Genomic DNA, 26,426 nt, shown 5'->3' on the forward strand with positions numbered 1-26,426 from the left:
ATTCGCCAACTGCTCTGTCAGGGCTGTGTGGTGAGACTGTGGCCCGCCTGTGAGTGCCACGACGGGCCGCTGACCTGCTCCGACACTGCGGGCAACGCGACCGTGAAGACCGTGCGCCCCGGCACGCTGTCCACCGTCACGCCTCCCCCGTGCGCCGCGACGATGGCCTGCACGAGGGCGAGGCCGAGGCCGGTGGACCCGGCGTTGCGCGAGCGTGAGGCGTCGCCGCGGGCGAAGCGTTCGAAGACGTGGGGGAGGAGGGCGGGGGCGATGCCGGGGCCGTTGTCCTCGACCTCCAGGCAGACGCCGGGTCCCGCCCGCCGCACGCGTGCGGTGACCTTCGTGCCCGGTGGTGTGTGCGTACGCGCGTTGGCGAGGAGATTGACGACGACCTGCTGGAGGCGGGCCGCGTCGGCGTGGACGAGCGCGGGCTCGTCCGGCAGCTCCAGGGCCCAGAAGTGCTCGGGTCCCGCGGCGCGCGCGTCGCTGACGGTGTCCACGACAAGGGGTGAGAGATCAGTGCTCTGGTACGAGAGCGGCAGTCTGGCGCCGGGACCATGACCACTCGCGCGTCCGCCGTCGCGCCCCTCGTCAAGGCGCGCGAGCAGCAGCAGATCCTCCACGAGCCCCGTCATCCGCTGTGCCTCGGACTCGATGCGCCCCAGCGCGTGCCGCGTGTCGGGACCGGTCGACTCCCGCCCCCTGCGCGTCAGTTCGGCATAGCCGCGGATCGATGCCAGCGGCGTACGCAGCTCATGGCTGGCGTCCGCGACGAACTGGCGTACCCGCGTCTCGCTCTCCTGGCGCGCGTGCAGCGCGGAGTGCACATGGTCGAGCATGCGGTTGAGCGCGGCGCCCACCTGTCCGACCTCGGTGTTCGGCTCCGTGTCGGGGACGCGCTCGTACAGCGTCACCTCGCCGCTGTGCAGCGGGAGTTCGGAGACCCGCGTCGCGGTCGCCGCGACCCGGCGCAGCGGGCGGAGGGCGACGCCGACCATCACCGCGCCGGTGAGGGAGGCGGCGACCAGGCCCGCGGCGGTGACGCTGACCTCGACGATGATCAGCGTTTCGAGGGTGTTCTGCACCTTCGCCGTGGGGATACCGACGAGGAAGTCGCCGTTGGGTCCCGACGCGTACGTCACGCGGTACCCGCCGAGGCCGGGGATGTCGACGTTGTGCGGCTTCCCGTCGCGCGGCACGGAGGCGAGCGCGGCGGACTGCGCCGCGTCGAGGTTGTCCGTCCGCGGCTCGAAGGTTCCGCTGTCCGGCTCGTTGCTGACCAGGGCCTGGCCGATGGAGCCGTCGTCCTTCACGACGGCGCCGATGGTGCCGAGCTCCTGGGGGCCCTTCGACACGAACCGCAGCGGATCGCCCGGATCCGGGGACGGGCTGCCGAGGCCGCCGTCCCCCGGCTTCGGATCCATGCCCTTCGCCCGCATCGCCACCGCGCCGAGCGAGCCGTCCAACTGGTCGTACAGATGCGAGCGCAGCGCGATGGTCGTCACCGTGCCGATCACCGCGCAGACGACGGCGATCAACGCCACCGCCGAGACGACGAGCCGCGTCCGCAGCGACCGCGGCTGCCGCCGCCGCTTCATCGCTTCATGAGGCGGCGGCCGCCTCGGTCGCGGGAGCGGCCTTGATCAGGTAACCGGCACCGCGCCGCGTGTGGATCATCGGCTCACGTCCGGCGTCGATCTTCCTCCTGAGATACGAGATGTAGAGCTCGACGACGTTGGCCTGGCCCCCGAAGTCGTAGTTCCACACGCGGTCCAGGATCTGCGCCTTGCTGAGCACGCGGCGCGGGTTGCGCATCAGGAAGCGCAGGAGTTCGAACTCGGTGGCGGTGAGGTGGATGGAGTCCCCGCCCCGCGTGACCTCATGGCTGTCCTCGTCGAGGGTCAGATCCCCCACGGCGAGGACGGACTCACTGCGCCGGTCCGCTGCCCCCGCCCGACGGATGAGTCCGCGCAGCCGCGCGACGACCTCCTCCAGGCTGAAGGGCTTGGTCACGTAGTCGTCGCCCCCGGCGGTGAGCCCGGCGATGCGGTCCTCGACGGCGTCCTTGGCCGTCAGGAACAGCACCGGCACATCGGGCAGTTCGCGCCGCAGCCGCCCGAGTACGGCGAGGCCGTCCATGTCCGGCAGCATCATGTCGAGCACGACGGCATCGGGCCGGAAGGAACGCGCGGCACGCACCGCGCCGGCGCCGTCCCCCGCGCTGCGGATCTGCCAGCCCTCGTACCGCAGGGCCATGGAGAGCAGCTCGGTCAGCGACACCTCGTCGTCGACGACGAGTACGCGGACGGGGCTCCCGTCCGCCCTGAGCAGTTCGGTACGCCCCTGGGGCGAGGTCGTAGTCATGCCGTACAGGTTGCTAGGGGGCCGTGAGAGGGGGCTTTCCCTTGTCTGTGAATTACCTGAGAACCGGCGCGAGCTACCTCTCGGGGCAGCTGGTCCGCTCAGCAGAGCAGAGGGGCTACGCCTCCGGGTCCGCTCGGGCTGCTTGGGCGGCTCGGGCTGCTCGGGCTGCTCGGGCTGCTCGGCAGAGGGGCTACGCCTCCGGTGAGTCCTCAGGGCGTTCGGTCACGAACGAACCGAGGCCGACTTCAGCTCGGACGAGCCCCTCCGACTTGAGGTGGGCCAAAGCTTTCTGCGCGGTCGAAGCCGCAATGCCGAACTCGGCGGACAGCTCGACAACGGACGGCACCTTGGCGCCCACAGGGTAGGTGCCGTCGGCGATACGAGCAGCAATCGCCGCAGCTACCTGGCGCCAGACGGGGCGCGTTCTATCGAGTTCCAAACCCATGCAGTGGACGCTAAAACACTGCGGTAGACCGTGCGACCGCGGTAGACTCCGGTAGACCGCGATGGCTGGAACCGCGAAAGACCCCCGCGACGGGCGCAACCGTCCGGGGGCATGGCCATCAGCCACCCATAGCAAGGAGCTGACGACATGACCGACCTTATCCGCCGCCTCACCGCCTGGGTGAGACTCCTCTTGATCCCCCACCACCCCGCACCCACGGCAACCGCCCCCGCACCGCCGCACCCCGAACCGTTCGCCACCCCCCGCAGCCGCTACGGCCTCGACGCCCTGCTCCCCCTGGCCGGAGAGGCGACCCGCCTCGTACGCCCCTACCTCACCGCCCACGAACAGCAGAGCCGCCGTCGCGAACTCGTCCTGGCCACCCTCGGGTTGGACACGCCTGGCCCGTACTGGATCCACGGCATGGAGATCGCCTGATGGACGACGACGACTTCATCAGCCCCGCCCGCCTGCTGCCCTGGGCCGGTCCCGAGGGCAAGCCCTGCTACCTCATCGGCGATGCCACCGGCCCCGTGTCCCGGGTCGCCGACGCCATGGAGTCCGTACAGCTCGGCATGGGCGGCGAACTGCTCACGTACGCACGCGGCATGCTCCCCGACGCCTCCGACGGCGAAATCCGTTACCTGGCCGAGCGCTTGACGGAGGCACTACAGGACGCCCTTCGCGTCGCGGAGAGCCGAGGGCTGAGGCTGCGCTGAACTCGCTGTGGTGCAGAAAAATCCCGGCGGCAGACCGTGCCGGCCGGGATTTCTCTGCACCAGGCCCGCCCCCTACCCCCTCTCGAACCCGTAGCTCCGCTCCACCGGTCAGCCGAGAAGGCGGCGGCCTCGGGGGAGGTCAGAAAAGCCCGCCCTGGATCACGGGGACCTCTCGTACCGGAACAGTCGTACGTGCCGCCTCCCGCGCCCCTTCCAGTCGCCACCCCCGCAGCAGCCGGCTGTCCAGGACGATCAGGCGGCCGGTGTCGGCCAGATAGACGTCGGGCCCGGCCACCGCGACGAGATCGCCAAGGACCACCCCGCCGTCGACGAGCTCGGTCACGGCGTGACCGGCGTCGCCCGCGAGACGCTCGACCCCGAACGCCTCGCCGTGGTCCACGACGGCCGACGGCACCCGCTCCAGCGACTCCGGCCACCCGTCGAGCGCGAGGGCGAAACCATGCAGACGTGCCAGCTCGTTCCGCCGCTCATCGACACCCGGCAAGGTCGCCCTGACGGCCCGCTTCCTGGCGTACGAGATCCGGTCCGGCACCCCGAGTGCCACCCGCAGCAGTTCCTCGGCCCGGCGCGCGGCCATCAGGGGCCCGCGGCCCAGCCAGGCGAAGGCCACGGCTCCCTGTTCGAGGAGCCGGGCCGGGCCCCGCTCCTCGCGGGTGATCCCCACCTTCACGAGGCCCGCCCCGAACCACGCGAGGTAGACGCGGTAGGTGCGCGGATCGTCGGCGATGGTGTCGGCGGCCACCGAGTGCGCCCGGTCGAGGCGCGCGCACTCGGCGCACCGGGCCTGCGTCCCGCGCGCCGGGACGGCGGCGGCCACCGGGCAGGGATTCCCCCGCGCACCCACGCACTCCCGGTGGCCGAGGGCGCGGAAGCCCACGCGCCTGCCCACGAGCAGCGGACTGACGTCCCCCCGCTCCCACCGGAGCCCGGGCCGTGCACTGTCCGCCCAGCTCAACCCCGCACTACGCCACTCCATGGGGCCAGTCTCGCGCAGCCTCAGCCTTCTACTGCTCCGCTACTGCTCCGCCCGCTCCGTCTGCCGGGGCCGCCCCGTGGCGGCGGCGACCACGCCGGTCAGCCACAGCAGCACGGCCACCACGGCGGCCGACGTGCTGGAGGAGGCGTGCAGCGACCAGGCCCACGGCTCCGGGGTGTTGTCGCTGTCCACGCCGAGGAGCAGCGTGGGGCCGAACATGCCGAGCGGCAGCAGCCAGGCGAGCCCGCTGCCGAAGAGGCGGGCGCTGATCATGCCGAGGCCGAGATAGCCGACGACGTTGCGGGCCGCCGAGCCGAACACCTCCGCGGTCGCGCCGCTGAGCAGCGGCAGCGCGGTCAGGCCGAGCGCCAGCACGAGCAGCACCACCAGATAGCCGCCCCGCAGGCGGCTCATCGGCTGGGCCGCGGTCTGCTCCAGGTCCGCCATCGGCGAGAACAGCGTGGTGGCGAGGACGACCGCGTGGGCGAGCGGCACGATCTCCGCCACCGGCACGCTGAAGTCGACCAGATAGCGGAACTCGGGCACCGCCACGCGCTGCCCCGCGAACGCGGTCGCCGCCAGCGCGATCAGCAGCGCGACGCCGGTGGCCCGGGGCAGGCCACGGCAGCGTACGAAGGCGATGACCGCGCCCACTCGGGGGTCGCCGCCGGCCCGGAGGCTCCGCACGGCCCGGAGGCTCCGTACCGGGCTCACCGCGGCGGCTCCGGAACCGGGCGGCAGGCACGGATGTCCCCGGCCGCCGCCTCGATCCACGCTTCCTGCTTCGCGGCGGGGGCCCCGGTGACGCGGGCGAGCACGCGGCCGAACTTCTCGCCGTAGTACTCGCCGGGCGCCCCGGCGCGGTCCCGGATGACGGCCTCGAAGAGGAACGTGTCGGGAAAGCCGCCGGTCTGCTTCAGCAAGTGGGGCTCGCAGTCGGCGGACTCGGGCTGGGGAAGCGCCGCCGCGAACAGTGCGTCGGTCAGGTCGGCCTCGGTCTCCGCCGGCGTCATCAGGGACAGCTCGGCGACAGGCCCCGCGGGCCGCGTCAGGCCGCTCGCGTAGAAGGAGCGGTTGAGCCCCTTCAGGTCACCGAGCCGCGCGTCGACGGTCTTCACCGCGGCGCGGGCCTTGGGCAGCAGATGGCGGTCCTCCGGCCACAGGCACACCTTCGTACGGCCGCTGGTGGCGCAGAGCGGCTGCGCGGGCTGGGCCTTGCGCACCGCCCAGTACGAGTCGGGCGTCGGCGTACGGAAGGCCACAAGCGCCCCGCCCGCGACGACGGCCGCCACGACGAGCGCCCCGAGGGCGACGGGACGCGGGGCGAGTGACGCGCGGCGCCGCAGCGCGGGCAGCGCGGTGAGCAGCAGGCCGAGGGCCAGGCACCAGGCGAAGGCGATCAGCATGCGCGCGGTGTTGGGCTCGAACTCCGAGCTCCAGAACTCGTCTATCGCCGGGAACAGCTTGTCCAGCGGGGTGTCGGGGACGAACGCGACGAAGACGAAGAGCCCGTACCAGAAGATCCCGGCGAAGGGCGCGACCACGCGGGACGGCAGCGCCGAACCGATCGCGACCCCGACGGCGATCTCCAGGCCCATCATCCCGGCCCCGAGCAGCAGCGGCGTCCACGCGGGCTCGCTGACGTCACTGACACCCGCGGTCCGCGAGAACGCGACGGCCACGAGCACGGCGTACGCCAGCAGCGCCCACAGCCACACCGCGAGCCACAGGAGCAGCGCCTGCGCCCAGCCGCCCCGCGCCGCGGTGTCCGCCCAGACCCTGGTCCGGTGCCGGAAGGCGCGGCCCGCTCCCCAGGCGGCTGCCGCGCTCATCACCGAGCCCATCACGATCACCGAGTAGAGCTGGACCTGCAGGCTGGTCTGGGTCCACCAGCCGATCCAGTCGCTCTCGTCGGGGCTGTCGGCGGTGAAGTAGTAGACGCCGATCGCGCCCATGAGCGCGGCGGCCCACTTGGCCTCGCCGCGCCGCATCTCGGTAAGCAGCACACGCATCAGGTCGCCACCGCTTCCGTCCCGGCCAGATGCAGATAACCGGCTTCCACGGCTCCCCCGTCGACTTCCTTGCCGTCGGGGTCAGTTGTGCCCCCGTCCGGCAGCGCGCACAGCTCGGCGACCGTCCCCGTGAAGCGGACGGAGCCTTCGAGGAGGACGGCCACGCGGTCGCACACGTGGGCGACGTCCTCGGCGAGGTGGGTGCTCATCACCACGGCCGAGCGCTCGCCCAACTCCTGTATCAGCGCGCGGAATCCGACGCGCTGGGCCGGGTCGAGGCCCACGGTAGGTTCGTCGAGGAGCACCAGGGCCGGTTCGTTGACCATGGCCTGGGCGATGCCGACGCGGCGCAGCATGCCGCCGGACAGGGCGCCCATCTTCCGGTCCGCGTGCTTCTCCATCTGTACGAGGCGCAGCGCGTCGCGGGCCCGCTCGCGCCGCTGGGCCGCAGGCACCTTGCGCAGCCAGGCCGCGTACTCGGTGAACTCCAGGACGGTGAACCGGGGGTAGAACCCGAAGGACTGCGGGAGCACCCCGATCCGCTGCCGGATCCGCTGCACCCGCGCCCGCCCCGGCGCCTCGTCACCGAGGAGGGTCACCGACCCGGACCTGGGTCTGCGCGCCGTGCTCAGGAGCGACAACAGGGTGCTCTTCCCCGCCCCGTTGGGGCCGAGCAGTCCGGTGACGCCGGAGGGAAATTCGAGGGACACGTCGTCGAGGGCGACCGTGGAGCCGTACTGGACGGTCACGGCCGCGACCGCCGCGACCGGCTGGGAGCCGGTCGCGGCGGCGCTCTTGCTAGTGGTCACGTGATTCCTGATCAGTTCTGGGCGTTCACGTAACCGTAGGCGCGGCTGCCGGGAATCCCGGCCCAGGTGGCCTTGGTGTAGTACTTGCCACTGGTGCTGGTGCCCTTGTACGCGCCACAGCCGTACGCCTGCCGGTAGCTGCGGGAGGTGCTGGCGATCTTCGGGTCGGGGCGGAAGCTCTTGTCCTGGTAGATGTACGCGCTGAACGTCCTGGTGTCGTTCACCGGCACATCGCCGCAGGCCTTGGCGTGACCGCTGCTCTTGCCCTTCCAGCGGTCACCGTCCTCCTTGTTCCCCGCGGTGGCTATGGAGAAGGGAAGCCGGCTTCCGCTGATCTCCGCCGCCACCGCACCCACGGCCGGCACACCGATGGCGATCGCCGTCAGTGTCCCGACCACCGCGAGCTTGCGCTTCCCCGTGTACAACTTGCGCATCAATCCTCCAATAAAGCAGGACTTACTTGGTCGTTGATCACGCTATGTGTGGAATCCATGACTCCGCCCGGCAACGTCTCAGCTGTGCTGACGATCACACCGACGATCAACGCCAACTGCGGGCGCTCTCCCGCCCGGTGGCGCGAGCGACCTCGCTCACAGGGCCTTCGCGCGCCGCGCGGGCTAGGATCCGGGACATGGCCCTGACCATGAACGACGTCGACCGGTTCGAGGCATCGAGGCCCCGCCTGGAGGCCATCGCCTACCGCCTCCTCGGATCGGCGAGTGACGCCGAGGACGCCGTGCAGGACACCTTCCTGCGCTGGCAGGCCGCCGACGTCGACCACGTCGAGGTCCCCGAGGCCTGGCTGACGAAGGTCCTCACCAACCTGTGCCTCAACCAGCTCACCTCGGCCCGCGCCCGCCGCGAGACCTACGTGGGCCAGTGGCTGCCCGAGCCCCTGCTCGCCGGTGACCCGATGCTCGGCCCCGCCGACACCGCCGAGCAGCGCGAGTCCGTCTCGTACGCGGTCCTCGCCCTCATGGAGCGCCTCTCGCCCAACGAGCGCGTGGTGTACGTGCTGCGCGAGGCCTTCGGCTACTCGCACCGGGAGATCGCGGAGATCCTCGACATCACCGAGTCCGCGGGCCAGCAGATCTTCCACCGCGCCAAGAAGCACGTCGCGGCCGGCAAGGCCCGCACCGAGATCGACGAGGCCACCGCCCAGCGCATCGTCGAGGAGTTCCTCGCGGCCGCCACCAGCGGCCGGACCGAGCCGCTCGTGCGGCTGCTCACCCAGGACGCCATCTCCATCGGCGACGGCGGCGGCAAGGTCCCCGCGCGCGCCAAGGCGTTCGAGGGTGCCGTCGCGGTCGCGAAGTTCATGCGGGGCCTGTTCAGGCCGAGCGAGGCCAAGCGCGCCTACGTCGGCGGCTCGCCCGACATCTGGGCCGCGACCGCGAACGGCGGCCCCGCCCTGGTGGTGGCCGTCGAGGGCCGGGTCGTCGGCGTCATGTGCCTGGAGATCACGGCGGACGGCATCGTGGCGTTCCGCAACCAGGTCAACCCCGACAAGCTCGAACGCGCGACCCAGCAGTGGGCGGCGACGGACCACGGGGACCCCCTGCTCAAGGCGTTCTGACCCCCGCCTGACCCCCGCCCACCGCTATGTGACCTGCTTCACACCTCTCACCTGTCAGGAAACGCGGGGCTGCCCGGTTCAAGTGGCGAACCCGCTGAAGAGCTGATGACAGGAGCAGGAAAATGCAGCAGCACCGCATCGTCGTCATCGGAGCCGGATACGCCGGAGCCATCGCCGCCGGACGCCTCGCCAGGCGGCTGCGCCGCGAGGACGTCGCCATCACCCTCGTGAACCCGGAACCCGACTTCGTCGAGCGCATCCGGATGCACCAGCTGACGGTCGGCCACGACCTCAGGCCCCGGCCCTTCAGCGAGATGTTCGCGGACACCGGTGTCGAACTGAGGCTCGCGAAGGTCACCGCCGTCGACGTGGACCGCAAGACCGTCGCCGTCAGCGGCGCGCAGGGCGCCGCTGAACTGGAGTACGACACCCTCGTGTACGCCATCGGCAGCGGCTGGGACGCCCAGGGCGTCCCCGGCACCGCCGAGCACGCCCACGAGATCGCGAGCCGCCCCGGAGCACTCCGGCTGCGCGAGCGCCTGGCCGGACTGAATGCCGGGGAGAGCGTGGTCGTGGTGGGCGGCGGCCTCACCGGCCTGGAGGCGGCGACCGAGATCGCCGAGGCCCGCCCGGACCTCGACGTCGCCCTCGCCGCCCGCGGCGGGCTCGGCGACTGGCTCTCGCCCAAGGGCCGCGAACACGTGCGGAAGGTCTTCGCCGGGCTCGGCATCACCGCGTACGAGCAGGCCGCCGTCACCGGCGTGCAGGCCGACCAGGTGACCACGGCCGGCGGAGAGGTCATCCCGGCCGCGGTCACCGTGTGGACCACGGGCTTCGCGGTGCACCCGATCGCGGAGGCCACCGCCCTGGAGGTCACCGACGCCGGCCAGATCGTGGTGGACCGGAGCATGCGCTCGGTCTCGCACCCGGACGTCTACGCGATCGGCGACGCGGCCATGGCGATGGGCCCCGGCGACAAGCCGCTGCGGATGTCGTGCGCCACCGGCACCCCCATGGCCTGGCAGGCCGCCGACGCCATCGCGGCCCGTCTGACCGGCACGAAGGTCCCGACGACGCCGATGCGCTACTTCAACCAGTGCATCTCGCTCGGCCGCAAGGAGGGCCTGATCCAGTACGTCACCGCCGACGACCGCTCGGTCAACGCGGCCCTGACGGGACGCCTCGCCGCCCGCTACAAGGAACTGATCTGCAAGGGCGCGGCCTGGGGCGTCGCCCACCCACTGTTCGGCATGCCGGCCCGCCGCCGCCCCGTGACCCAGCACCCGACCCGGCCGACCACCACCGCCGAGGCCACGGCCTGACCCGGCAACGCCCCCGCGCTCAGCGGGGGCACCTCCGGACAACCCCCGGACAACGCGAAAGGCCCCCGGCTGAACCGGGGGCCTTTCGACTGTGTGCACTCGGCAGGATTCGAACCTGCAACCTTCTGATCCGTAGGTTGGGGCGGGGGCCTGGGAGAGGGCCGATTCGCCCCTGGATTGGGCGCCTACGTTCGCGATAACGAGCCTGCGTGTGCCGTTGTTGCCGTCAGGGTTGCCGTCACCCCTAGCTCGAAAAGATCTTCGAGATGGGGAGGAAGCAATGCCCCGTCTCGCTCGCATGCCGCTTCTTCCGGCCTATCAGTTCGTCCAGGCGAATGCGCTGCTCCAGCACAGCCATAAAGTCGCCCCCGTCCATCGTCACAAACGGTGTACTGAGGCTGTACACAGCCAGGGCGTCCGAGGTGAAGCCGCTCATGCTGACGTACATGCCGAGCGTGTTCTTGCCCTTGCGCTCGATGTTGCTCTTGAAGACGTCCAGCTCTCTCCGTCCTATGGCTTCCTTCCACCACTTAGCCTCAAGCACATAGTGGTCAGTATCGAACGTGAAGGCGCCGTCGACCTGCTCATGCGCCAGGCTGTATGACGCCCGCGGCTCCAGGTCGTACAGCCCGAACAACTCGTTTATGAAGCCCTCGAAGTCTCTGCCCCGCTGATGTGGGTCGGATGCCCCGCACATTACGAAGAAGCGTTGCTTCAGGGCTTCATGATCCTCGTTGAACAGCCTCGCCTGTTGTGCTCTCTTGGAGTCCTCGGCGATGGCAGCCGCGTGCTCCTCCTGCTCGCGGATAGCCTCTCGCTGCTTCTCCGTCCACTCACGCAACACGGCTACAGCGGCCTCGGCTTTGGGGACCATCTCATCCCGGTCTACCTGCTGCTCCAGGTTGGGGAACCGCTTCATCTCAGCGATGTCCAACATCATGTGAACGGTCAGGTCCCGGTACCGCGGTTCGTTGGCTCGCAGCAGGTCGACCAAGAGGCCAGATGTCTCACGCTTGGTCGCACCAAAGTCCAGGCGCGCCAACAACTCACTGTTGTCTTGGAGCATGCCTCGCACGTAACGCTCAAAGGGCGGCTTGTTCCAGAAGATGACCGTCAGAGCGTCGGCCAGTGCGTTGTACGCACTTGGATTGATGGTCCTACTACGGGCGCTGCGCTGCGGCACCGGCCCCTCCTCCGTATGCACCGTTTCGACCTATCACGGTATGCCCAATGCGCCGATGATCGGATCACCCTTGTACGTGGTCGTTGCCATCAGGTAGTGGGGCGTTGGGGCGGCTTCTAGTCGTACTCGCATAGGGCAGCGACCAATTCGGAGCCTTCCTTCGCTCCGCGGCGCTTCAACACGGCGGCCGTGGTGTGCAGCTCGTTCCACGAGTGCGGACGTCCAATGTCGGCGGCGTCGGGGACGCTCGCCACAGCCACTGACGCAGCTTGCCCAGACTCCCCGGCCCCGGCGAGTGCGTGCGCGAGGCAAGCGCGGTACCAAGTCTTGTCGCGTCGGTACTCGTCCGGCAGTGCGGCGAGCCCGACCGTGATCTGATCCACGGCCTCCCGCCAGTCACGCAAGTGCAGTGCAGCCATGCCTCGTTGCAGGGTGAACCACGTCTCGTCGTAGAAGTACATCCACACCGGCTCGTCCTCGGGGTGCTCGGACGCCCGGCGGATGAGCCCCTGTGCCTCATCGAGCAGCCGGTGCGCGTTGTCGGCCTCACCGTTGAGCGCGTGCCCTCGGGCGGCCATCTGCGCGGCCATGCCCTGCACTCCGAGCGAAGTGCCCGGCGCTGACCAGCGGGCCGCTTCCGCCAGGCGGACACACCTGGTTCCCCGGCCACCGGACCACGCCATGTGAGCCTTCATGCTGAGCGTCGTGGCGGCCATGTTGGCGTCTCCCGCCTCCAGCGCCCACTCGTGCGAGCGGTCGTACCAGGCAAGGGCGGCGGCAGACTGCGCCTGATCCTGGGCCATCCATGCGAGGAACTGCGCGTGTTCGGCAGCGAGTCGTACGACGCGGTCTTCAAGCGGTCCACGCGCCCCCGCGTACAGGTCGACGACGGTCCCAAGCTGCTGGCGCATCACGTCGACGAGCGGACGTGACCCAATGTGGTCCTCGGCGCGGCGGTGTTCGGCGAGGAGACGGTCTAGCCAGTCGAGAGTGGCTGCGTCGACTCGGTGGGAAGAGGCGACCACGCTTGTCACACGGGCCAATAGATCCTCATCCGGCGCGGCTCCCGGTAGCGAAAGCCCCGGAATCGGAGTCTCCGTCCGGCCTGCCTCTGCTGCTACGGCCTGGAGTTCGGCCGGAATCCTGAGCCCGGCTACGATGCGTTGCCGCACCTCGACGGAGGTGATTCGGCGGCGCCCCCGCTCGATGTCGGACACGTCGGGCTGGGCGAGGCCGACCCGCTCCCCGAGCTTTGTCTGACTCAAGCCGGTGAGCTTGCGATACGTGCGAAAGACGGCGCCCCAGTCTTCGCTGGTGACCGCCGTGGCTAGCTGCGGGTGAGACCACAGGTTCTCGGGAGTGTCTCCCATATCTCCAATATAGGACCGGTCTATAGGGCCATGGGATGGGATCAACAGGTGTTCGGCGCAAGGGTCTTGCTGAAGAAGGACCCCCGCGACCGTGGTGGACGGCCCGGGGGCGTGGCCATCAACCTAGGAGGTTGACGACATGACTCAAGCTACCGCCAGACTCCGAGCGCCGATCCTGCCGCAAGGTACGGAGGTGATGGCGTGACGATCACGACGTATTCGGCACGGCTGCTTCCTTGGTCGACTCCCGAAGGCAAGCCGTGCTACCTGTCCAGCGACGGAAACGGCTACTTGGCCCGCGTGGCGGACAACATCGAGTCCGTTCAGCTCGGTATGGCGGGTGACCTGCTGAGCCACGTTGCCGAGTTGCTCGACGACAGTAAGGCCACCGCTGATCAGCTCCGGTTCGCGCTGTCCTGCATGAGCCAGTCTCTGCGCGACACGAAGCGGATCGCAGACAGCAGGGGCACACGGCTGCCCGTACCCGATGACGATCCTGGCCCGGTCGACGCGGAGGAGGACGATCGCGACGACGGGGACGGTCCATAGCTCCCGGCTGAGGCATTCGGATGAGCACGGGCGGAGTCTCGCGCGGCGTCAATCGCTTCGCTGAGTGGACGCTGAAAGCCGAACCGGAAGCGGCCGTGCGCCACGTCGGCAAGTGCCTCACCTGCTCAGAGCAATGCGTCGATACGGCGGCGGGAGGTGATGCCCAACTGTGGTGCCTCAAGCACGCCGGGATCACTGGGCACGGCGGCTATGAGCTCTCGGCGTTCCAGCACTTCACCGCCAGCATGGCCGACCCGGCAGCGAATCCCCCACCAGCCTCGTGACCTGCCCGCTTCTCGTTGGCTCGCCTAGGTGGAGGCGCGCGTGCCCACGCGGCCGGCCGCAGCGGCTTTGGCCGATGTCCTGCCTGGGTTGGGGTCGGGCATGTTCAGGGGGCCGTACGCTCGCTGGCAACTCGGGCAGGCTCTGCATCTGCCCGGAATGTGAACGAGTGGCCCCCTGGACTTGCCCGACGCGGGCCCCGATCCGGGGAGGTGGCTAAAGCCGTGAAGGCCGTCCGCCCCAGCCACAGGGGGGCACGAGCCGACCTGAGGCGTAGGGCGCAGTTGACTACAGGCGCAAGGCGCTCAGCGATCGCGGGCGGTTCGCCGACCGGACGGGACCGGCCGAAGGCCGCACGCCCGGCCGAGGCGGCGAAGGCCGCCCGGCGCACCGAAGGTGCGCCTTGATCCTGTAAAGAAAGTCTGCGGAACCTACAGCCTCAGAACGGCTGCGACGTCACCCCCGGTGGATCGGGTCGCTGCGAGCCATTCCGGAGCGCTGGCCACCTCGAACCGGTCGGCTGGTGCCGTGATCGTGGTGAGTTCCAAGGGGTGGCCATTCGTGTCGGTCATGACGCGGCGAATCTCTAGCACGGCCGTGCCGACGGGCACATCCAGATCAGCGGCTTCGTCTCCCATCGGCATGCGCGCCGTGACTGTGCTGACGAACCGGACTGGCCCGCGAAGTCTGGCGAGTCGGGCGTACTGAGGCTCGCCAGGCTCGTCGTCCGCTCCCTCCTCCGGTTCCTCGGGCGCTTCAGGCTCGCTGCCATCGGGCTCGTACAGGGAGTCATCGTCATGCCGAGTCGGCTCCGCCTGACCTGAAGAGATCAACTCATCCAGATTCGAGGGCTCTTCAGGCTCCGGGTCGGGCCAGATCCCCAGAAGGTGAGCCGGGATGACCGACATGACGGCAACGCTCTGGTGCACGGTGCGGTGCCGCCAGTTCCGGTACCGGCAGACAGCCTTCGTCCCGGCTCGGACTCCCAGGGGTTCGGCCTCATTGCGCCCGATAGACGTGATCACCCCGTCCGGCGCCTCCGTCCCACGACTCCGCATCTCGTCGGCCATGGCGTGCTCCCAAGGGGACCACCCCAGTTTGGTCGGGTCGTACTCCCCGGCGAGCAAGTCCACGGGGTCGGCCGCGTTGATGAGGATCACTTGCCGGTCGAAGCGCGGCCTCACGAACGTTCCCCGCCCATGCGAAGCCTTCAACAGCCCCTCTCCCACAAGCACGTTGATCGCACGCCGGACGGTGGGCCGCGATACGCCGTGGCGCTCGGCGAGTTGGCTCTCACTGGGCAGTGCACTGCCTGGTGGGTACACCTCGTCGCCCACGTCGGATCGCAGCGCGTCTGCGATGAACCGCCATGCGGGGCCGTCGCCTTGGGTCTTTGCATCGGTCATTGGTCCTCCGGATCTCCTCGGTCCCTCTTGGCCAAGAAAGGGTCTACCAGACGTAGTACGTGTGGTGCTAGCTTTCAGACGTGCTTCAAGACGTAGTACGTGTAGAGCTAGGGCCCCGCCCGGCCGACATGACGGCCAAAGAGTGGGCCGACTTCAGCGCGTGGTGGGAGCGGATCACGGCTCCCGACTACCGAGAGTGGGAGGAGGGGGTTCGACGGATCGGGGGATGCGCTCACCCGATCCACCTGACGGGAACGGTCCGGCTGGTCAACACGGCTACCGGGGAAATCGTGTACGAGCTGGCCAACGGCGGCCGAACCTCCTTGATGGTCCCTTGCGGCAACCGTCGTCGGGAGTGGTGCGCTCCGTGCTCCCGCGTCTATCAGTGGGACACCTGGCACCTGGTGAAAGCAGGTCTCGTCGGCGGCAAGGGCGTGCCCGAGTCGGTCGCCGAACGGCCTCGCGCATTCGTGACGCTCACTGCACCGTCGTTCGGCCCTGTCCATGCGCTCTCCGAGGATCGGCCCTGCCATCCCCGGCGCGGCAGCGGGCAGTGCGAGCACGATGAACCGCTGGCCTGCTGGGATCGGCATTCGTCCGCTGACGCCGGGATCGGGCAAGCCCTGTGTGCTGGCTGCTACGACTACGCAGGGGCGGTGCTGTGGAACGCGTACGCAGGCAAGTTGTGGCACCGCTTCACCGATCTTCTGCGTCGCCAGGAGTTACCGCGAGCGGCAGGCGTCACGCGGGCAGAGTTCGTCCGTCGGGTGCGGGTCTCCTTCGTCAAGGTCGCCGAGTACCAGCGGCGCGGCCTCGTCCACTTCCATGCGGTGATCCGCTTGGACCCGGTGGCGGATGAAGACCCGGTTCCCGCCTGGGCCACGTTCGAACTGATCTCGATGGCGGTCCATCGGGCGGTTCCGTTAGCGCGGCTCACCACCCCGTACAGCCCCGCCGGGCAATGGGACTTGGGCTTTGGGAGCCAAACCGACGTCCAGCCCATACCGACGGTCGGGACAGACGAAGAAGCTCACGGCGCCGACGCGGTGGCCTCGTACATCGCCAAGTACGTGACCAAGGGCGTGGAGGACACGGGGATGGCTCATCGCCCCGTGTATTGCAGGGCGTGCCGCGGGACGGGCTTCGCTGGCGCCTGCCACGGATGCGACGGCTCGGGGCTGCGGGTATCCATCGCCGAACTACCCGGCCCTCTGCATTCGCGGGCCATGGTCGGAACTGCGGCGCGGCTCGGCAGGCTCTCCGAATATCGGGGGCTGAATCTACGCCGATGGGCTCACCAATACGGCTACGGCGGCCACTTCTCCACAAAGAGCCGTAGCTACAGCACGACCCTGAAGGCTCTTCGGGGCGCTCGCGCGGATTTCAGGGCTGACCAGACCAGGAACCGCCTCGGAGTCACCGAAGAGCTAGCCATCGATTCCGAGCTCTCCTTTTCCGGTTCCGGATACGCCAGCAAGACAGAAGGGCAGATCGCTGAAGGGGTTCGCGATGCCATCGAGGAAAACCGAATTGAAGGCCGCGCGGCCCTCGCGGAGCTCAGGGCAGAGGAGGAGGACTGGATGTAGTGGCCTCACACGATCACAGAACCCCACCGCTCCTGCTCACGGTGGACCAGGTGGCCGCTCGCCTCCAGGTGAGCCGGTGGACGGTCTACAACCTGATCCGCTCGCGGGAGCTGGCCTCCGTCACCATCGGCCGGTCCCGGCGCATAAGTGAAGCGGCTCTGCACGACTACATCGCACATCTCTCGGAAGAAGGTAGCGCCTGATGGCGAAGGCCAAGAAGAACGTCAATGGGGAAGGCACGATCTACCAACGGAAAGACGGACGATGGGAAGGCACGGCATACGTCCTTACCTCCGACGGCACGTACAAGCGGCGCAGCGTCTACGGAAAAAGCTGGGACGATGCACACGAAAAGCTGACCCGCCTCAAGGCGGATTCGCAGAATGGCGTTCCGGTCTCCGTCATGAAGCAGACCGTCACGGAGTACATGACGTACTGGTTAGAGAACGTCTCCCGCCCGAAGGTCCGGCGCGGCACATGGGTCAACTATGAATCACTGACCCGGAATTACATCCTGCCGAACCTCGGCACGAAGAAGGTCGCGCGCCTGGCCGCACGGGACATACGCGCCTTCCTCCTCAAGACCGCCCGCACCTGCCAGTGCTGCGCGCAGGGCAAGGACCAGGCCCGTCCGGAGAGCAAGCGGCGGTGCTGCGCGACCCACAAGTGCTGCGAGAAGTACCCGTCAGACCGCACGGTGCGGTTTCTGCTCGTGCTCCTGCGGGCCGCCCTCCAGCACGCCGTGAACGAAGACGACCTGCCGCGCAACGTGGCCCGAAACGTGGAGCTGAGCATGGGGACCCAACGAGAGATCGAACCGCTGTCGGTACAAGAGGGCAGGAAGCTCCTGGCGGCAGCTCGCGGGGATCGCGTGTGGGCCGCGTACGAACTGGCGGTCCGGCTCGGTCTGCGGCGTGGTGAGGTCCTGGGGCTGTCCTGGAAGGACGTCGATCTTGTGGACGGCGTGATCCACGTCCGGCAGAGCCTCCAGCGGGTCGGCGGTGAGCTGTCGCTGACCGCCACGAAGACCCGTCGCTCCACGCGTCGGCTCGCGCTGCCAGAGGAGTGCAGGACGGCGTTACGGGCTCGCCGTGCACAGCAGAGGGCCGACCGGCTGGCGGCCGGTGAGAAGTGGACGGCATCGGATCTTGCGTTCACCACACGCAACGGGACCCCGATCGAGCCCCGGAACCTGAACCGCGCCTTCGAGGCGCTGAGCAACCGGGCGGGCATCCGTCAGGTCCGCTTCCACGATCTTCGGCACACCTGCGCCTCCCTCCTGCACGAGCAGGGTGCCGACGCCCGGACGATCATGGAAATCCTCGGGCACAGCTCCATCCGCGTGACGATGGACATCTACACCTTCGTACGCCTCGACACGCAGCGAGCGGCCTTCGATCGCGTGGGCGATGCCCTGGCGGCGGGTGACGGCAACGGGCCGGATGACGATGACGGCCCAGCCTGGTCACCTGTCGCGATCTAGGACGGTTGCCGTCAACGACTGCCGTCAACGCAAAAGCCAGAGGCCCTAGCGGTTACCCGCTAGGGCCTCTGGTCTGCTGTGCACTCGGCAGGATTCGAACCTGCAACCTTCTGATCCGTAGTCAGATGCTCTATCCGTTAAGCTACGAGTGCTTGATTTTTCTTTTTTCTGCCTTCGCTCCCCGGCCTTTCGGCCCGTTCGCGGCGACAGGAAGAACATTACATGACCGCCGCCGCCATGTGAAATCCATTGACCACACCGCTTGCGACCTGCGGAAACGTTCCTCATGAGGAGGAAACGCCGAAGCCCCGGTCCATCGGGACCGGGGCTTCGGATCTTGCAGCGGAGGCGGAGGGATTTGAACCCTCGATGGGATGTAAGTCCCAAACCGCATTAGCAGTGCGGCGCCATAGACCGGACTAGGCGACGCCTCCAGCTTGCACTCCGGCGCGAGCGCGCGGGGTGCGTTGCAGATGATGACACAGCCGGGCGGCGTGTCACCAATCGCGGCTTCCAAGGTACTAGTCGGGCGGCCCGCAGGGCAAAGCGTCTTTCGCCTGCCCGCAACGTCACGGCGTCAACGGCGTTAGACGCGGTAGAGCCCGTACGTGTCCGCGTACCCGGTACCCCGCACCCAGTGGAGCCCCGTCATGCTGCGCCGTCTCGTCCTCACCGCCGCCGCTTCCGTCGCCGCGCTGTCCGTCGCGCCCGCCGTCGCCCACGCCGACATGGGGCCCCTGCCCCTGCCGACGCCGGTGACGGAGTCGACCCCCAACCGGCTCACGGTGGAGGTCACCGACACCGGGAACGGCCGGGACGGGAAGTTCGAGCTGGAATGCCACCCGGCGGGCGGCACGCACCCGCAGGCCCAGGACGCGTGCGCGAAGCTCGACCAGGGCACCTGGGGCACCGACACGTTCGCGCCCACGCCGGCCGACTCGAACTGCACCATGCAGTACGGCGGCCCCGCCACCGCGCACATCACCGGAACGTGGAACGGGCGGCCCGTCGACGCGACGTACAACCGCAGCAACGGATGCGAGATCTCCCGGTGGAACAGGCTCGTGCCGGTGCTGCCCGAGACCGGCGCCTGACTCCGGCCGATCTGTTCCGGCCACTTCTGGAACGATTCCCGGCCACCGCGAAAACCGGCCCGCCGGGACCTCGTCGTGACCAGGCGGTACGGAAGCCACACATCTTCTGCGTGCGACCTCCCTCTCATCCGGCGTCGCGCGCACAACCACTCCCCGTAGACTCCCTCCCGTGACACGCCGCGGGCCGCGGGGCAAGATGGCCTGGGCGAGTCGGCAAGCAGCAGTAACCAGGGAGGAAGCGTCGTCGTGAGCAGCAGGCCATCCCGAGGCGCTGCTCGCCTCGCAGCCATACTCGACGCGCTCCCGGACGCGCTGGTCCTCGTGAACGCGAACGGGACCGTCGTGAACGCGAACGCGATCGCGCTGGAGGCGTTCGAGACACCGGGCACCGCCCTCGTGGGACGAGGGCTCCTCGATCTGTTGCCGGAGTTCGACTCCCGGCTCATTCCCGGATCGATGCGCCGACCCGAATCCATCGACGAGCGCGGGCGTACGAAGCCGACGCGGATGACCGCGCGGCGCACGGACGGCAGCGAGTTCCCCGTCGAGGTCACCAGCTCGAACCTCGAGGACATCCGGGACGCGTACGACAATTACGGCTACACCGGCGACGAGTTGCTCATGCTCGTCGTACGCGACCTTTCGGGCGCCGTGGACACCGAGGCCGAACTCGCGCGTTCCCAGCGGCAGACCGAGATGATCCTGCGTGCCGCGGCCGAAGGCGTCGTCGGCACGGACACCGACGGACGGGTCGTCCTCGTCAATCCGGCCGCCGCGCAGATACTGGGCTTCAGGGCCAGCGACCTCGGCGGGCAGGAACTGCACCATCTGGTGCTCCACTCGCGCGCCGACGGTGAGCCCTTCCCGTACGAGGAGTCCCCCCTCGCCGACACGCTCCGCTCCGGGCGCAAGCACCGGGTGCGCGGGCAGGTGTTGTGGTCCAAGAGCGGCGACCGGGTCGCCGTCGACCTGACGACAGCGCCGGTGCGGGACGGGGACCAGCTCGTCGGCGCGGTCATGACGTTCACCGACCGGCGGCCCTACGACGCGCTGGCCGAGGAGCACGAGGCCGCGATCGCCGCGCACGCCGAGGAGATGAAGGCCGCGACGGAGCGCCGCACGGAGGAGCTGCGGGCCGCGACGGAGCGGCACGCGGCGGAACTCGCCGCCGCCGCCGAGCAGCGCGCCGAGGAGATCGCCGCCGAGCAGGAGCGGTACGCGGCGCTCGCCGAGCGCGAGAAGGACCGGTTCGAGGAGCTGGCCGAGCGCGAGAAGGCGCGGTACGACGCGCTGGCCGAGCGCGAGAAGGCGCGGTACGACGCGCTGGCCGCGCGGCACGAGCAGTTGCTCGCCGTGCTCGGTTCGTCGTTGCGGGGTCCGCTCGACGAGCTGCGGCGTGAGCTGTCGGCTCTCGCGGCGGACGACGCCGGGCAGTTGTGGCCCGAGGCGAATCAGGTCCTTCATCACCTTTCGGCCGGGTACGCCCGCATCACCACCCTTGTCGACAACGTCCTCGGCTTCCAGCTGCTCGACTCGGGTGCGGATCAGCTGACGCGCGTGAAGGTCATGCTCGACGCCGTCGTCGCGAGCGGCGTGGAGGGCGCGGTCGAGCTGATCGGGCCCGGACGCGCGCAGTTCGCGGTGCACGCGCCGCCGATCGAGGTCGAGGTGGACCCGGGGCGGCTCGCCACGGCGCTCGCCCACCTGGTCGCCGACGTGGCGGGCATCGACGCCACGGGCAACGCGCGGGCCGGCGCGGCCCCTTCGGCCGTGGCCCCCGGCGGGTACGTGGACTCGACGGTGGTCGTGGCCGCGGCCCAGCGCGGCGAGGTCGTCCGCATCGAGGTACGGGGTCCGTACGCCGGGGGAGACCCGGTGCACGAACCGATCGTCCGGGGCATCGTGCGGGCGCACGGCGGTGTGCTGCAGACGCACGAGGTGCCGGGGATGAGCGGCAACGCGTACGTGCTCGAAGTACCGATCGGCGCCGGGAGCGGGGCTGTTCCCGCCGCGCCTGCCGCGCCCGCGGTGACGGGTGGCGCCGGTGGCACGGACGGCTCTGTCGGCTCTGTCGGCTCTTCGGTCGTGGTGCCCGCGCAGGCTTCGCCCGCCACGGGTGGCGGGCGGCGGAGGGCACGGCGGGCCGCCGGCCCCTCGGTCGACTCCTTCCTGGAGAGTTCGGTTTCCGACGGCGGGACATCGGGGGGTGCCGTCCCCGAGGGGGGCCCGGCGTCACCCAGCGGGACCGGGCGGCGTCGAGGCCGGCGTGCGGCGGAGGCCGCGGAGGCGCAGGCCACCGAGGCGCAGGCCACCGCGGATGCCGCGGCTTCGGCTGAGGGGCCGGTTGCTCCGGAGGCGCCCGCGCGGGCCGAGGGCACGCAGGCTGCCGGTGGTACGGGGCGGCGGCGTGGCCGGCCTAGCGCCGCGGAGGGCCTTGCCAGTTCCGTGAGTTCCGTCGGCTCCGTCGGCTCCGTGGTGACGGCTGCCGAGCATGCTGCCGGGTCCGCGGCTCTGGGGGAGACGGTGCCGCCGCAGGGCGTGCCGGTTCCCGCGGGGGCGGTGGCTCCTGCCGCTTCCGGGCAGCGGGCTCGACGGAACGACGACCAGTTGGCGTTGCCGCCCGCTCTGCCGTCGGGCGACGCTTCCGGGAGCGGTGCTTCCGGGGCCGGGACGGCTGTGGCGGTCGCCGGTGATTCCGGTGAGGGCTCGCCTCGTCCGACGGGACGGCGTCGCCGTGCGCTGGCCGCCGCCAAGGAGCGGGCCGCCGCCGAGGAGGCCCCCAGCGGGCGCGTCTTCGCGCTGCCGCCGGCCTCCGCGGACCAGGACGACACGGGGCAGCACGAAGCGGCCCTGCACCACCCGGCAGACGACCACACCCCGCCGCAGCCGCACCCCGCGGACGCGCCGACGGGCCGCCGCCGGTCACGTCCGGCACAGGACCAGGACCAGGACCAGGGGCAGGGACAGGCGCAGGGGCTGGACCAAAGCCAGGGGCAGGGGCTGGAGCAGGGGGCGGCGCCCGCCGCCGCTGCCGCGCCCGCCGCGCCGGGGGCGCCCGTTCCTCCCGCGTCGCCCGCGGCCGCCGGTCCCGCGGGGAGCGCGCACGGGACGCCGCCCGCCGGTGTTCCCTCGCAGCCCACGACGTACGCCGAAGGCACTCCGGCGCGCGGCGTCCACACGCCCGGCAGGGGTGTCGCGCTCCCGCCCGAGCGCGGGACCCAGGGCGGGCGGGCCGCGCAGCCGCTGCCCGCCGAGGCCGCGCCCGACCCCAACTCAACGCAGGGGCGCGCCATCAGCGTGCGCACGCTCGGGCAGGGCGTGCCCTTCGGCCAGCAGATCGCGGAGCAGCAGCAGCGCCGTCTCGGGTTGCAGGGGCGGGGGCAGGCTCCGGCAGCTCCGGGTGCCCCGGCAGGTTCGGCAGCTCCGGCGACGGCACCGCAGCCTCCGCAGGCTCCCCCGACCCAGCAGGCCCCACAGGCCCCACAGGCCCCACAGGCCCCGCAGTCCCAGCAGACAACGCAGTCCCCGCAGGCCCCTCAAGCCCCGCAGCCCGCTCCGGCCCCGCAGCCGCCTACCGCCGGACCGCTCCCGGAGCAGGCGCCCGCGCAGCCCGCGGCTTCGGGCCAGGCGCAGTCGCACACCCTCGGCGGCTCCCAGGGCGGGTCGCTCGGCGGCTCCGTGGGAGGTTCGGGGCGTCGGCGCAGGCTGTCCACTCCCCCCGCCGCCGCGGGCGATGACCGCCCGGAGCCAACGGCGCGCCCGCACCCCCAGGCGCAGACCCACCCGCAGTCCCGTATCGCGTCCTCCAGCGAGGGCACCGGACGCTCGTACGCGATCGGCGCACCCGACGAGGACGCCGACGAGGGCCCTGAGCCGCTGGACGGACCCGGCGGCGCGGTCGAGGTCGCCAACCGGCCCCAGCCGCAGCCCATGGACGACGAACTGCCGCCCGAGCCGCTGGACAACCCGCGCCGCCTGCTCGTCTGGCCCGCGCCCGACGTCACCACCCAGCAGGCGCTGAGCGACCGCGGCTACCGTCCCGTCATCGTGAACTCCCGCGAGGAGGTCGACGCCCAGATCGCGGCATTCCCCGCGGCGCTGTTCGTGGACCCGCTGACCGGGCCGATCACGCGTACGGCTCTGCAGTCGCTGCGCACCGCCGCTGTGGCCGCCGAGGTTCCCGTGCTCGTCACGGCGGGACTCGGCCAGGCGACGCGCGAGGCGGCGTACGGCGCCGACCCGGCCGTACTCCTGAAGGCCCTCGCGCCCCGCGACAGCGAGCAGCACCCGCCGCGCGTCCTGCTCATCGAGGAGCACGAGGAGATCGCGCTCGCCCTGACCGCGACGCTGGAACGGCGTGGCATGCAGGTGGCGCGGGCCGAGAGCGACGCGGACGCGGTGACGCTCGCCGCGCAGATGCGGCCGAACCTGGTGGTGATGGACCTGATGCAGGTGCGTCGCCGCAGGGCCGGGATCATCGACTGGCTGCGCGCGAACGGTCAGTTGAACCGCACCCCACTCGTCGTCTACACCGCCGCCGTCGACGAGACGGAGCTGCCGCGGCTCGCGGCGGGGGAGACGGTGCTGTTCCTCGCGGAGCGGTCGACGAGCACCGAGGTGCAGGGCCGCATCGTCGACCTGCTGGCGAAGATCGGCACGAACTAGACCTCGCAGTACGGTGATGCGCCGCGCCCCCGGCCGGGGGCGCGGCGCATCAACCCGCTGTCAGGCCTCGCGTCAGAGCTTCGTGACGTCCAGTTCGCCGGCCGCGTACTGCCTGCGCAGCACCTTCTTGTCGAACTTGCCGACGCTCGTCTTGGGCACCGCCGGCACGATCGCCCAGCGCTCGGGCAGCTGCCACTTGGCGATGGTGCCCGCGAGGAAGTCGCGCAGGGCGGCGTATTCGAGGCTCGCGCCCTCCTTCAGCACGACCGTGGCGAGCGGGCGTTCGCCCCACTTGTCGTCGGGGACGGCGACGACCGCCGCCTCGGCGACGTCCGGGTGAGCCATGATCGCGTTTTCCAGTTCGACGCTGGAGATCCACTCGCCGCCCGACTTGATGACGTCCTTCGCGCGGTCGGTGAGCGTCAGGAAGCCGTCGGCGCTGATCACGCCGACGTCGCCGGTCTTCAGCCAGCCGTCCGCGCTGAACTTGTCCTCGGGCTTGAGCTCCTCGCCGCCGGCGCCGCCGTAGTACGCGCCCGCGATCCACGGCCCGCGCACCTCCAACTCGCCCGCGGACTCGCCGTCCCACGGCAGGTACTCGCCGCCGGGGCCGACCAGGCGGGCCTCGACGCCGGTGGGGAAGCGGCCCTGGGTGAGGCGGTAGGCGAACTCGTCGTCGGTGCCGATGGCCTTGGCCGGCGGGCGGGCGACCGTGCCGAGCGGGGAGGTCTCCGTCATGCCCCAGGCGTGGCAGACCCGCATGCCCAGCTTGTCGAAGGCCTCCATCAGCGAGGGCGGGCAGGCCGAGCCGCCGATGGTGACCTGGCCGAGCGAGCTGACGTCACGCGGCTTCGCGGAGAGCTCGGCGAGCAGGCCCTGCCAGATGGTGGGGACGGCGGCCGCGTGCGTGGGCCGCTCGGTCTCGATCATCTCGGCGAGCGGGGCGGGCTGCAGGAACCGGTCCGGCATCAGCATGTTCACGCCGGTCATCAGGGTCGCGTGCGGCAGGCCCCAGGCGTTGACGTGGAACTGCGGGACGACGACGAGCGTGGTGTCCGCGTCCGTCAGGCCCATGGACTCGCTCATGTTGACCTGCATGGAGTGCAGGTAGATGGAGCGGTGGGAGTAGACGACACCCTTGGGGTCTCCGGTGGTGCCGGAGGTGTAGCACATGGCGGCGGCCGTGCGTTCGTCGAGCTCGGGCCAGTCGTAGGCCGTGGGCTTGGCGGCGATCAGGTCCTCGTACTCGTGCACCTGCGCCTGGATTCCGGCCAGCGGCGAGCGGTCGCCGGGGCCCGAGACCACCAGGTGTTCGACGGTCGGCAGCTGCGGGAGGAGGGGCGCGAGCAGCGGGATGAGCGAGCCGTTGACGATGATGACGCGGTCGGCCGCGTGGTTCACGATCCAGGTCAACTGGTCGGCGGGCAGCCGGAGATTGAGGGTGTGCAGGACGGCGCCCATACAGGGGACCGCGAAGTAGGCCTCGACGTGCTCGGCGTTGTTCCACATGAAGGTGGCCACACGCTCGTCGCCGTCGACCCCGAGGTCCTCGCGCAGCGCGTGCGCCAGCTGGGCCGCTCGTTCACCGATCTCGCGGAAGCTGCGGCGCTGCGGGCTGGACTCACCGGTCCACGTGGTGACCTGCGACGACCCGTGCACGGTCGTCCCGTGCCGGAGGATGCGGGTGACGGTCAGTGGTACGTCCTGCATCGTGCTCAGCACGGCGTCCTCCCGATGGGCGCGCGGCATTCATCCGGGGCGGCTCCCGGATGACCTACCTGGCAGTAGGGCTCGCCAGATTCTTGCCGCATACCGCACGGTATGTCACTAGGTCGGGAGAAGAAAGGTCCTGCGGAACTGCGGTGATCACCGGACCGGCGTGCGTCCGGTCACCGGACCGGCGTGAGCTCCGGGTCCTCGCGCAGCTTGCCGAGCGCACGGGACACCGCGCTCTTGACGGTGCCGATGGACACCCCGAGCACCTCGGCGGTCTGGGCCTCGCTGAGGTCCTCGTAGTACCGCAGGACGACCATCGCCCGCTGCCGCGCGGGCAACTTCATGATCGCGCGCCACATCGCGTCCCTGAGCACCTGCTGCTCGGCCGGGTCCGCGACCGGCGTCACCTCGGGCTCGGGCAGCTCGTCGCACGCGAACTCGTCGACCTTGCGCTTGCGCCACTGCGAGGTCCGGGTGTTCAGGAGGGCCCGGCGCACATAGCCGTCGAGCGCCCGGTGGTCCTCGATCCGGTCCCACGCGACATAGGTCTTGGTGAGGGCGGTCTGCAGCAGATCCTCGGCATCGCTGGGATTCGCGGTCAGCGAGCGCGCGGTGCGCAGCAACACGGGCTGACGTGCCCGGACGTACGACGCGAACGACGGATACGCCGAAGGACTCGCGGTCCGCGTCGCGGCCTTCGATGCGCTGGCGCACATGGGCACCATGGATACGGTCATGGCTCCACGCTAGAAGCGCCCCCTACTTCAGCGGATCGGCCGCAGGTCCCTAAGCCGTGTCCGCCTCAGGTTGTACGCGGGGTGGTAGCTCCACCTCCTGAAGGTGGAGGA

General features: G+C 70.3%; 24 protein-coding genes and 2 tRNA genes. 11 read left to right on the plus strand and 15 right to left on the minus strand.

Features of this window, described 5'->3' with window-relative positions; all coding sequences use genetic code 11:
* Positions 1–17 precede the first annotated feature (17 nt).
* The 3 genes from ACWGIH_RS14590 to ACWGIH_RS14600 form a co-directional block, all read right to left on the minus strand.
* Positions 18–1,598: a sensor histidine kinase gene (locus tag ACWGIH_RS14590; protein ID WP_453448466.1), complete on the minus strand. Its 1,581-nt coding sequence runs from the start codon at positions 1,596–1,598 to the stop codon at positions 18–20.
* A 4-nt stretch (positions 1,599–1,602) separates the two neighbouring features.
* Positions 1,603–2,364: a response regulator transcription factor gene (locus ACWGIH_RS14595; protein WP_453448467.1), complete on the minus strand. Its 762-nt coding sequence runs from the start codon at positions 2,362–2,364 to the stop codon at positions 1,603–1,605.
* Positions 2,365–2,554: 190 nt separating this feature from the next.
* Positions 2,555–2,809, minus strand: coding sequence for a GntR family transcriptional regulator (locus tag ACWGIH_RS14600; RefSeq protein WP_453448468.1), 255 nt, complete (start codon positions 2,807–2,809; stop codon positions 2,555–2,557).
* Positions 2,810–2,956: 147 nt separating this feature from the next.
* On the opposite strand from ACWGIH_RS14600, the gene ACWGIH_RS14605 reads away from it, so the two are divergent.
* Together ACWGIH_RS14605 and ACWGIH_RS14610 are read left to right on the plus strand one after the other, a co-directional pair.
* Positions 2,957–3,247, plus strand: coding sequence for a hypothetical protein (locus ACWGIH_RS14605; protein WP_453448469.1), 291 nt, complete (start codon positions 2,957–2,959; stop codon positions 3,245–3,247).
* Positions 3,247–3,528, plus strand: coding sequence for a hypothetical protein (locus tag ACWGIH_RS14610; RefSeq protein WP_453448470.1), 282 nt, complete (start codon positions 3,247–3,249; stop codon positions 3,526–3,528). Before ACWGIH_RS14605 ends, ACWGIH_RS14610 begins: the two co-directional genes overlap by 1 nt.
* Before the next feature lie 139 nt (positions 3,529–3,667).
* Here the strand turns inward: ACWGIH_RS14610 and ACWGIH_RS14615 are convergent, their stop codons facing one another.
* Genes ACWGIH_RS14615 through ACWGIH_RS14635 form a run of 5 tightly spaced genes read right to left on the minus strand, consistent with a single transcriptional unit; the run spans position 3,668 to position 7,780 of the window.
* The gene (locus ACWGIH_RS14615) at positions 3,668–4,525 is read right to left on the minus strand and encodes a DUF2797 domain-containing protein (RefSeq protein ID WP_453448471.1); all 858 of its coding nucleotides are present in this window, start codon (positions 4,523–4,525) and stop codon (positions 3,668–3,670) included.
* A 39-nt stretch (positions 4,526–4,564) separates the two neighbouring features.
* Positions 4,565–5,212 carry a hypothetical protein gene (locus ACWGIH_RS14620; RefSeq protein WP_453448472.1) on the minus strand — a complete coding sequence of 216 codons (648 nt, stop codon included), beginning with the start codon at positions 5,210–5,212 and terminating at the stop codon, positions 4,565–4,567.
* 23 nt (positions 5,213–5,235) lie between these two features.
* Positions 5,236–6,537, minus strand: a complete 1,302-nt coding sequence (locus tag ACWGIH_RS14625; protein ID WP_453448473.1) for a DUF7224 domain-containing protein — start codon at positions 6,535–6,537, stop codon at positions 5,236–5,238.
* A complete protein-coding gene (locus ACWGIH_RS14630) occupies positions 6,537–7,346 on the minus strand; it encodes an ATP-binding cassette domain-containing protein (RefSeq protein ID WP_453691647.1) in 810 nt (269 codons plus the stop codon). Before ACWGIH_RS14630 ends, ACWGIH_RS14625 begins: the two co-directional genes overlap by 1 nt.
* An 11-nt stretch (positions 7,347–7,357) precedes the next feature.
* A complete protein-coding gene (locus ACWGIH_RS14635; RefSeq protein ID WP_453449210.1) occupies positions 7,358–7,780 on the minus strand; it encodes a hypothetical protein in 423 nt (140 codons plus the stop codon).
* A 197-nt stretch (positions 7,781–7,977) separates the two neighbouring features.
* On the opposite strand from ACWGIH_RS14635, the gene sigJ reads away from it, so the two are divergent.
* Positions 7,978–8,922: an RNA polymerase sigma factor SigJ gene (sigJ, locus tag ACWGIH_RS14640; RefSeq protein ID WP_453449209.1), complete on the plus strand. Its 945-nt coding sequence runs from the start codon at positions 7,978–7,980 to the stop codon at positions 8,920–8,922.
* Positions 8,923–9,044: 122 nt separating this feature from the next.
* Positions 9,045–10,244, plus strand: coding sequence for an NAD(P)/FAD-dependent oxidoreductase (locus tag ACWGIH_RS14645; RefSeq protein ID WP_453449208.1), 1,200 nt, complete (start codon positions 9,045–9,047; stop codon positions 10,242–10,244).
* A gap of 244 nt (positions 10,245–10,488) precedes the next feature.
* Here ACWGIH_RS14645 and ACWGIH_RS14650 read toward each other — a convergent pair whose 3' ends face one another.
* Entirely contained in the window at positions 10,489–11,427 is a 939-nt protein-coding gene (locus ACWGIH_RS14650; protein ID WP_453449207.1) for a restriction endonuclease, read from the minus strand.
* Between the two features lie 116 nt (positions 11,428–11,543).
* Complete coding sequence (locus ACWGIH_RS14655) at positions 11,544–12,797, minus strand: helix-turn-helix domain-containing protein (protein WP_453449206.1); 1,254 nt, start codon at positions 12,795–12,797, stop codon at positions 11,544–11,546.
* A gap of 201 nt (positions 12,798–12,998) precedes the next feature.
* Between ACWGIH_RS14655 and ACWGIH_RS14660 the strand changes: the two genes are divergently transcribed.
* A complete protein-coding gene (locus ACWGIH_RS14660) occupies positions 12,999–13,346 on the plus strand; it encodes a hypothetical protein (RefSeq protein ID WP_453449205.1) in 348 nt (115 codons plus the stop codon).
* Between the two features lie 20 nt (positions 13,347–13,366).
* Entirely contained in the window at positions 13,367–13,630 is a 264-nt protein-coding gene (locus tag ACWGIH_RS14665; protein ID WP_453449204.1) for a DUF7848 domain-containing protein, read from the plus strand.
* Positions 13,631–14,059: 429 nt separating this feature from the next.
* Here the strand turns inward: ACWGIH_RS14665 and ACWGIH_RS14670 are convergent, their stop codons facing one another.
* Positions 14,060–15,034: a GntR family transcriptional regulator gene (locus ACWGIH_RS14670; RefSeq protein WP_453449203.1), complete on the minus strand. Its 975-nt coding sequence runs from the start codon at positions 15,032–15,034 to the stop codon at positions 14,060–14,062.
* 128 nt (positions 15,035–15,162) lie between these two features.
* Between ACWGIH_RS14670 and ACWGIH_RS14675 the strand changes: the two genes are divergently transcribed.
* Genes ACWGIH_RS14675 through ACWGIH_RS14685 form a run of 3 tightly spaced genes read left to right on the plus strand, consistent with a single transcriptional unit; the run spans position 15,163 to position 18,103 of the window.
* On the plus strand, positions 15,163–16,620 hold the full coding sequence (locus ACWGIH_RS14675; RefSeq protein WP_453449201.1) for a replication initiator: 1,458 nt from the start codon (positions 15,163–15,165) through the stop codon (positions 16,618–16,620).
* Entirely contained in the window at positions 16,620–16,823 is a 204-nt protein-coding gene (locus ACWGIH_RS14680) for a helix-turn-helix domain-containing protein (protein ID WP_453449200.1), read from the plus strand. The genes ACWGIH_RS14675 and ACWGIH_RS14680 overlap by 1 nt, the downstream gene beginning before the upstream one ends.
* A complete protein-coding gene (locus ACWGIH_RS14685) occupies positions 16,823–18,103 on the plus strand; it encodes a tyrosine-type recombinase/integrase (protein ID WP_453449199.1) in 1,281 nt (426 codons plus the stop codon). The genes ACWGIH_RS14680 and ACWGIH_RS14685 overlap by 1 nt, the downstream gene beginning before the upstream one ends.
* Positions 18,104–18,182: 79 nt before the next feature.
* On the opposite strand, the gene ACWGIH_RS14690 is transcribed toward ACWGIH_RS14685, so the two are convergent.
* Together ACWGIH_RS14690 and ACWGIH_RS14695 are read right to left on the minus strand one after the other, a co-directional pair.
* Positions 18,183–18,255, minus strand: a tRNA-Arg gene (locus tag ACWGIH_RS14690).
* 191 nt (positions 18,256–18,446) lie between these two features.
* Positions 18,447–18,537: transfer RNA gene (locus tag ACWGIH_RS14695), tRNA-Ser, on the minus strand.
* A 174-nt stretch (positions 18,538–18,711) separates the two neighbouring features.
* Between ACWGIH_RS14695 and ACWGIH_RS14700 the strand changes: the two genes are divergently transcribed.
* Positions 18,712–19,197 (plus strand): SSI family serine proteinase inhibitor, encoded by a 486-nt coding sequence (locus ACWGIH_RS14700; RefSeq protein WP_453449198.1) that lies wholly within the window; start codon positions 18,712–18,714, stop codon positions 19,195–19,197.
* A gap of 246 nt (positions 19,198–19,443) precedes the next feature.
* A complete protein-coding gene (locus ACWGIH_RS14705) occupies positions 19,444–23,862 on the plus strand; it encodes a PAS domain-containing protein (protein WP_453449197.1) in 4,419 nt (1,472 codons plus the stop codon).
* Positions 23,863–23,934: 72 nt separating this feature from the next.
* On the opposite strand, the gene ACWGIH_RS14710 is transcribed toward ACWGIH_RS14705, so the two are convergent.
* Together ACWGIH_RS14710 and ACWGIH_RS14715 are read right to left on the minus strand one after the other, a co-directional pair.
* Positions 23,935–25,584, minus strand: a complete 1,650-nt coding sequence (locus ACWGIH_RS14710) for a long-chain fatty acid--CoA ligase (RefSeq protein ID WP_453449196.1) — start codon at positions 25,582–25,584, stop codon at positions 23,935–23,937.
* Between the two features lie 167 nt (positions 25,585–25,751).
* Entirely contained in the window at positions 25,752–26,315 is a 564-nt protein-coding gene (locus tag ACWGIH_RS14715; RefSeq protein ID WP_453449195.1) for a SigE family RNA polymerase sigma factor, read from the minus strand.
* Positions 26,316–26,426: the final 111 nt, after the last annotated feature.

Source organism: Streptomyces sp. NPDC054872 (genome assembly GCF_053610705.1).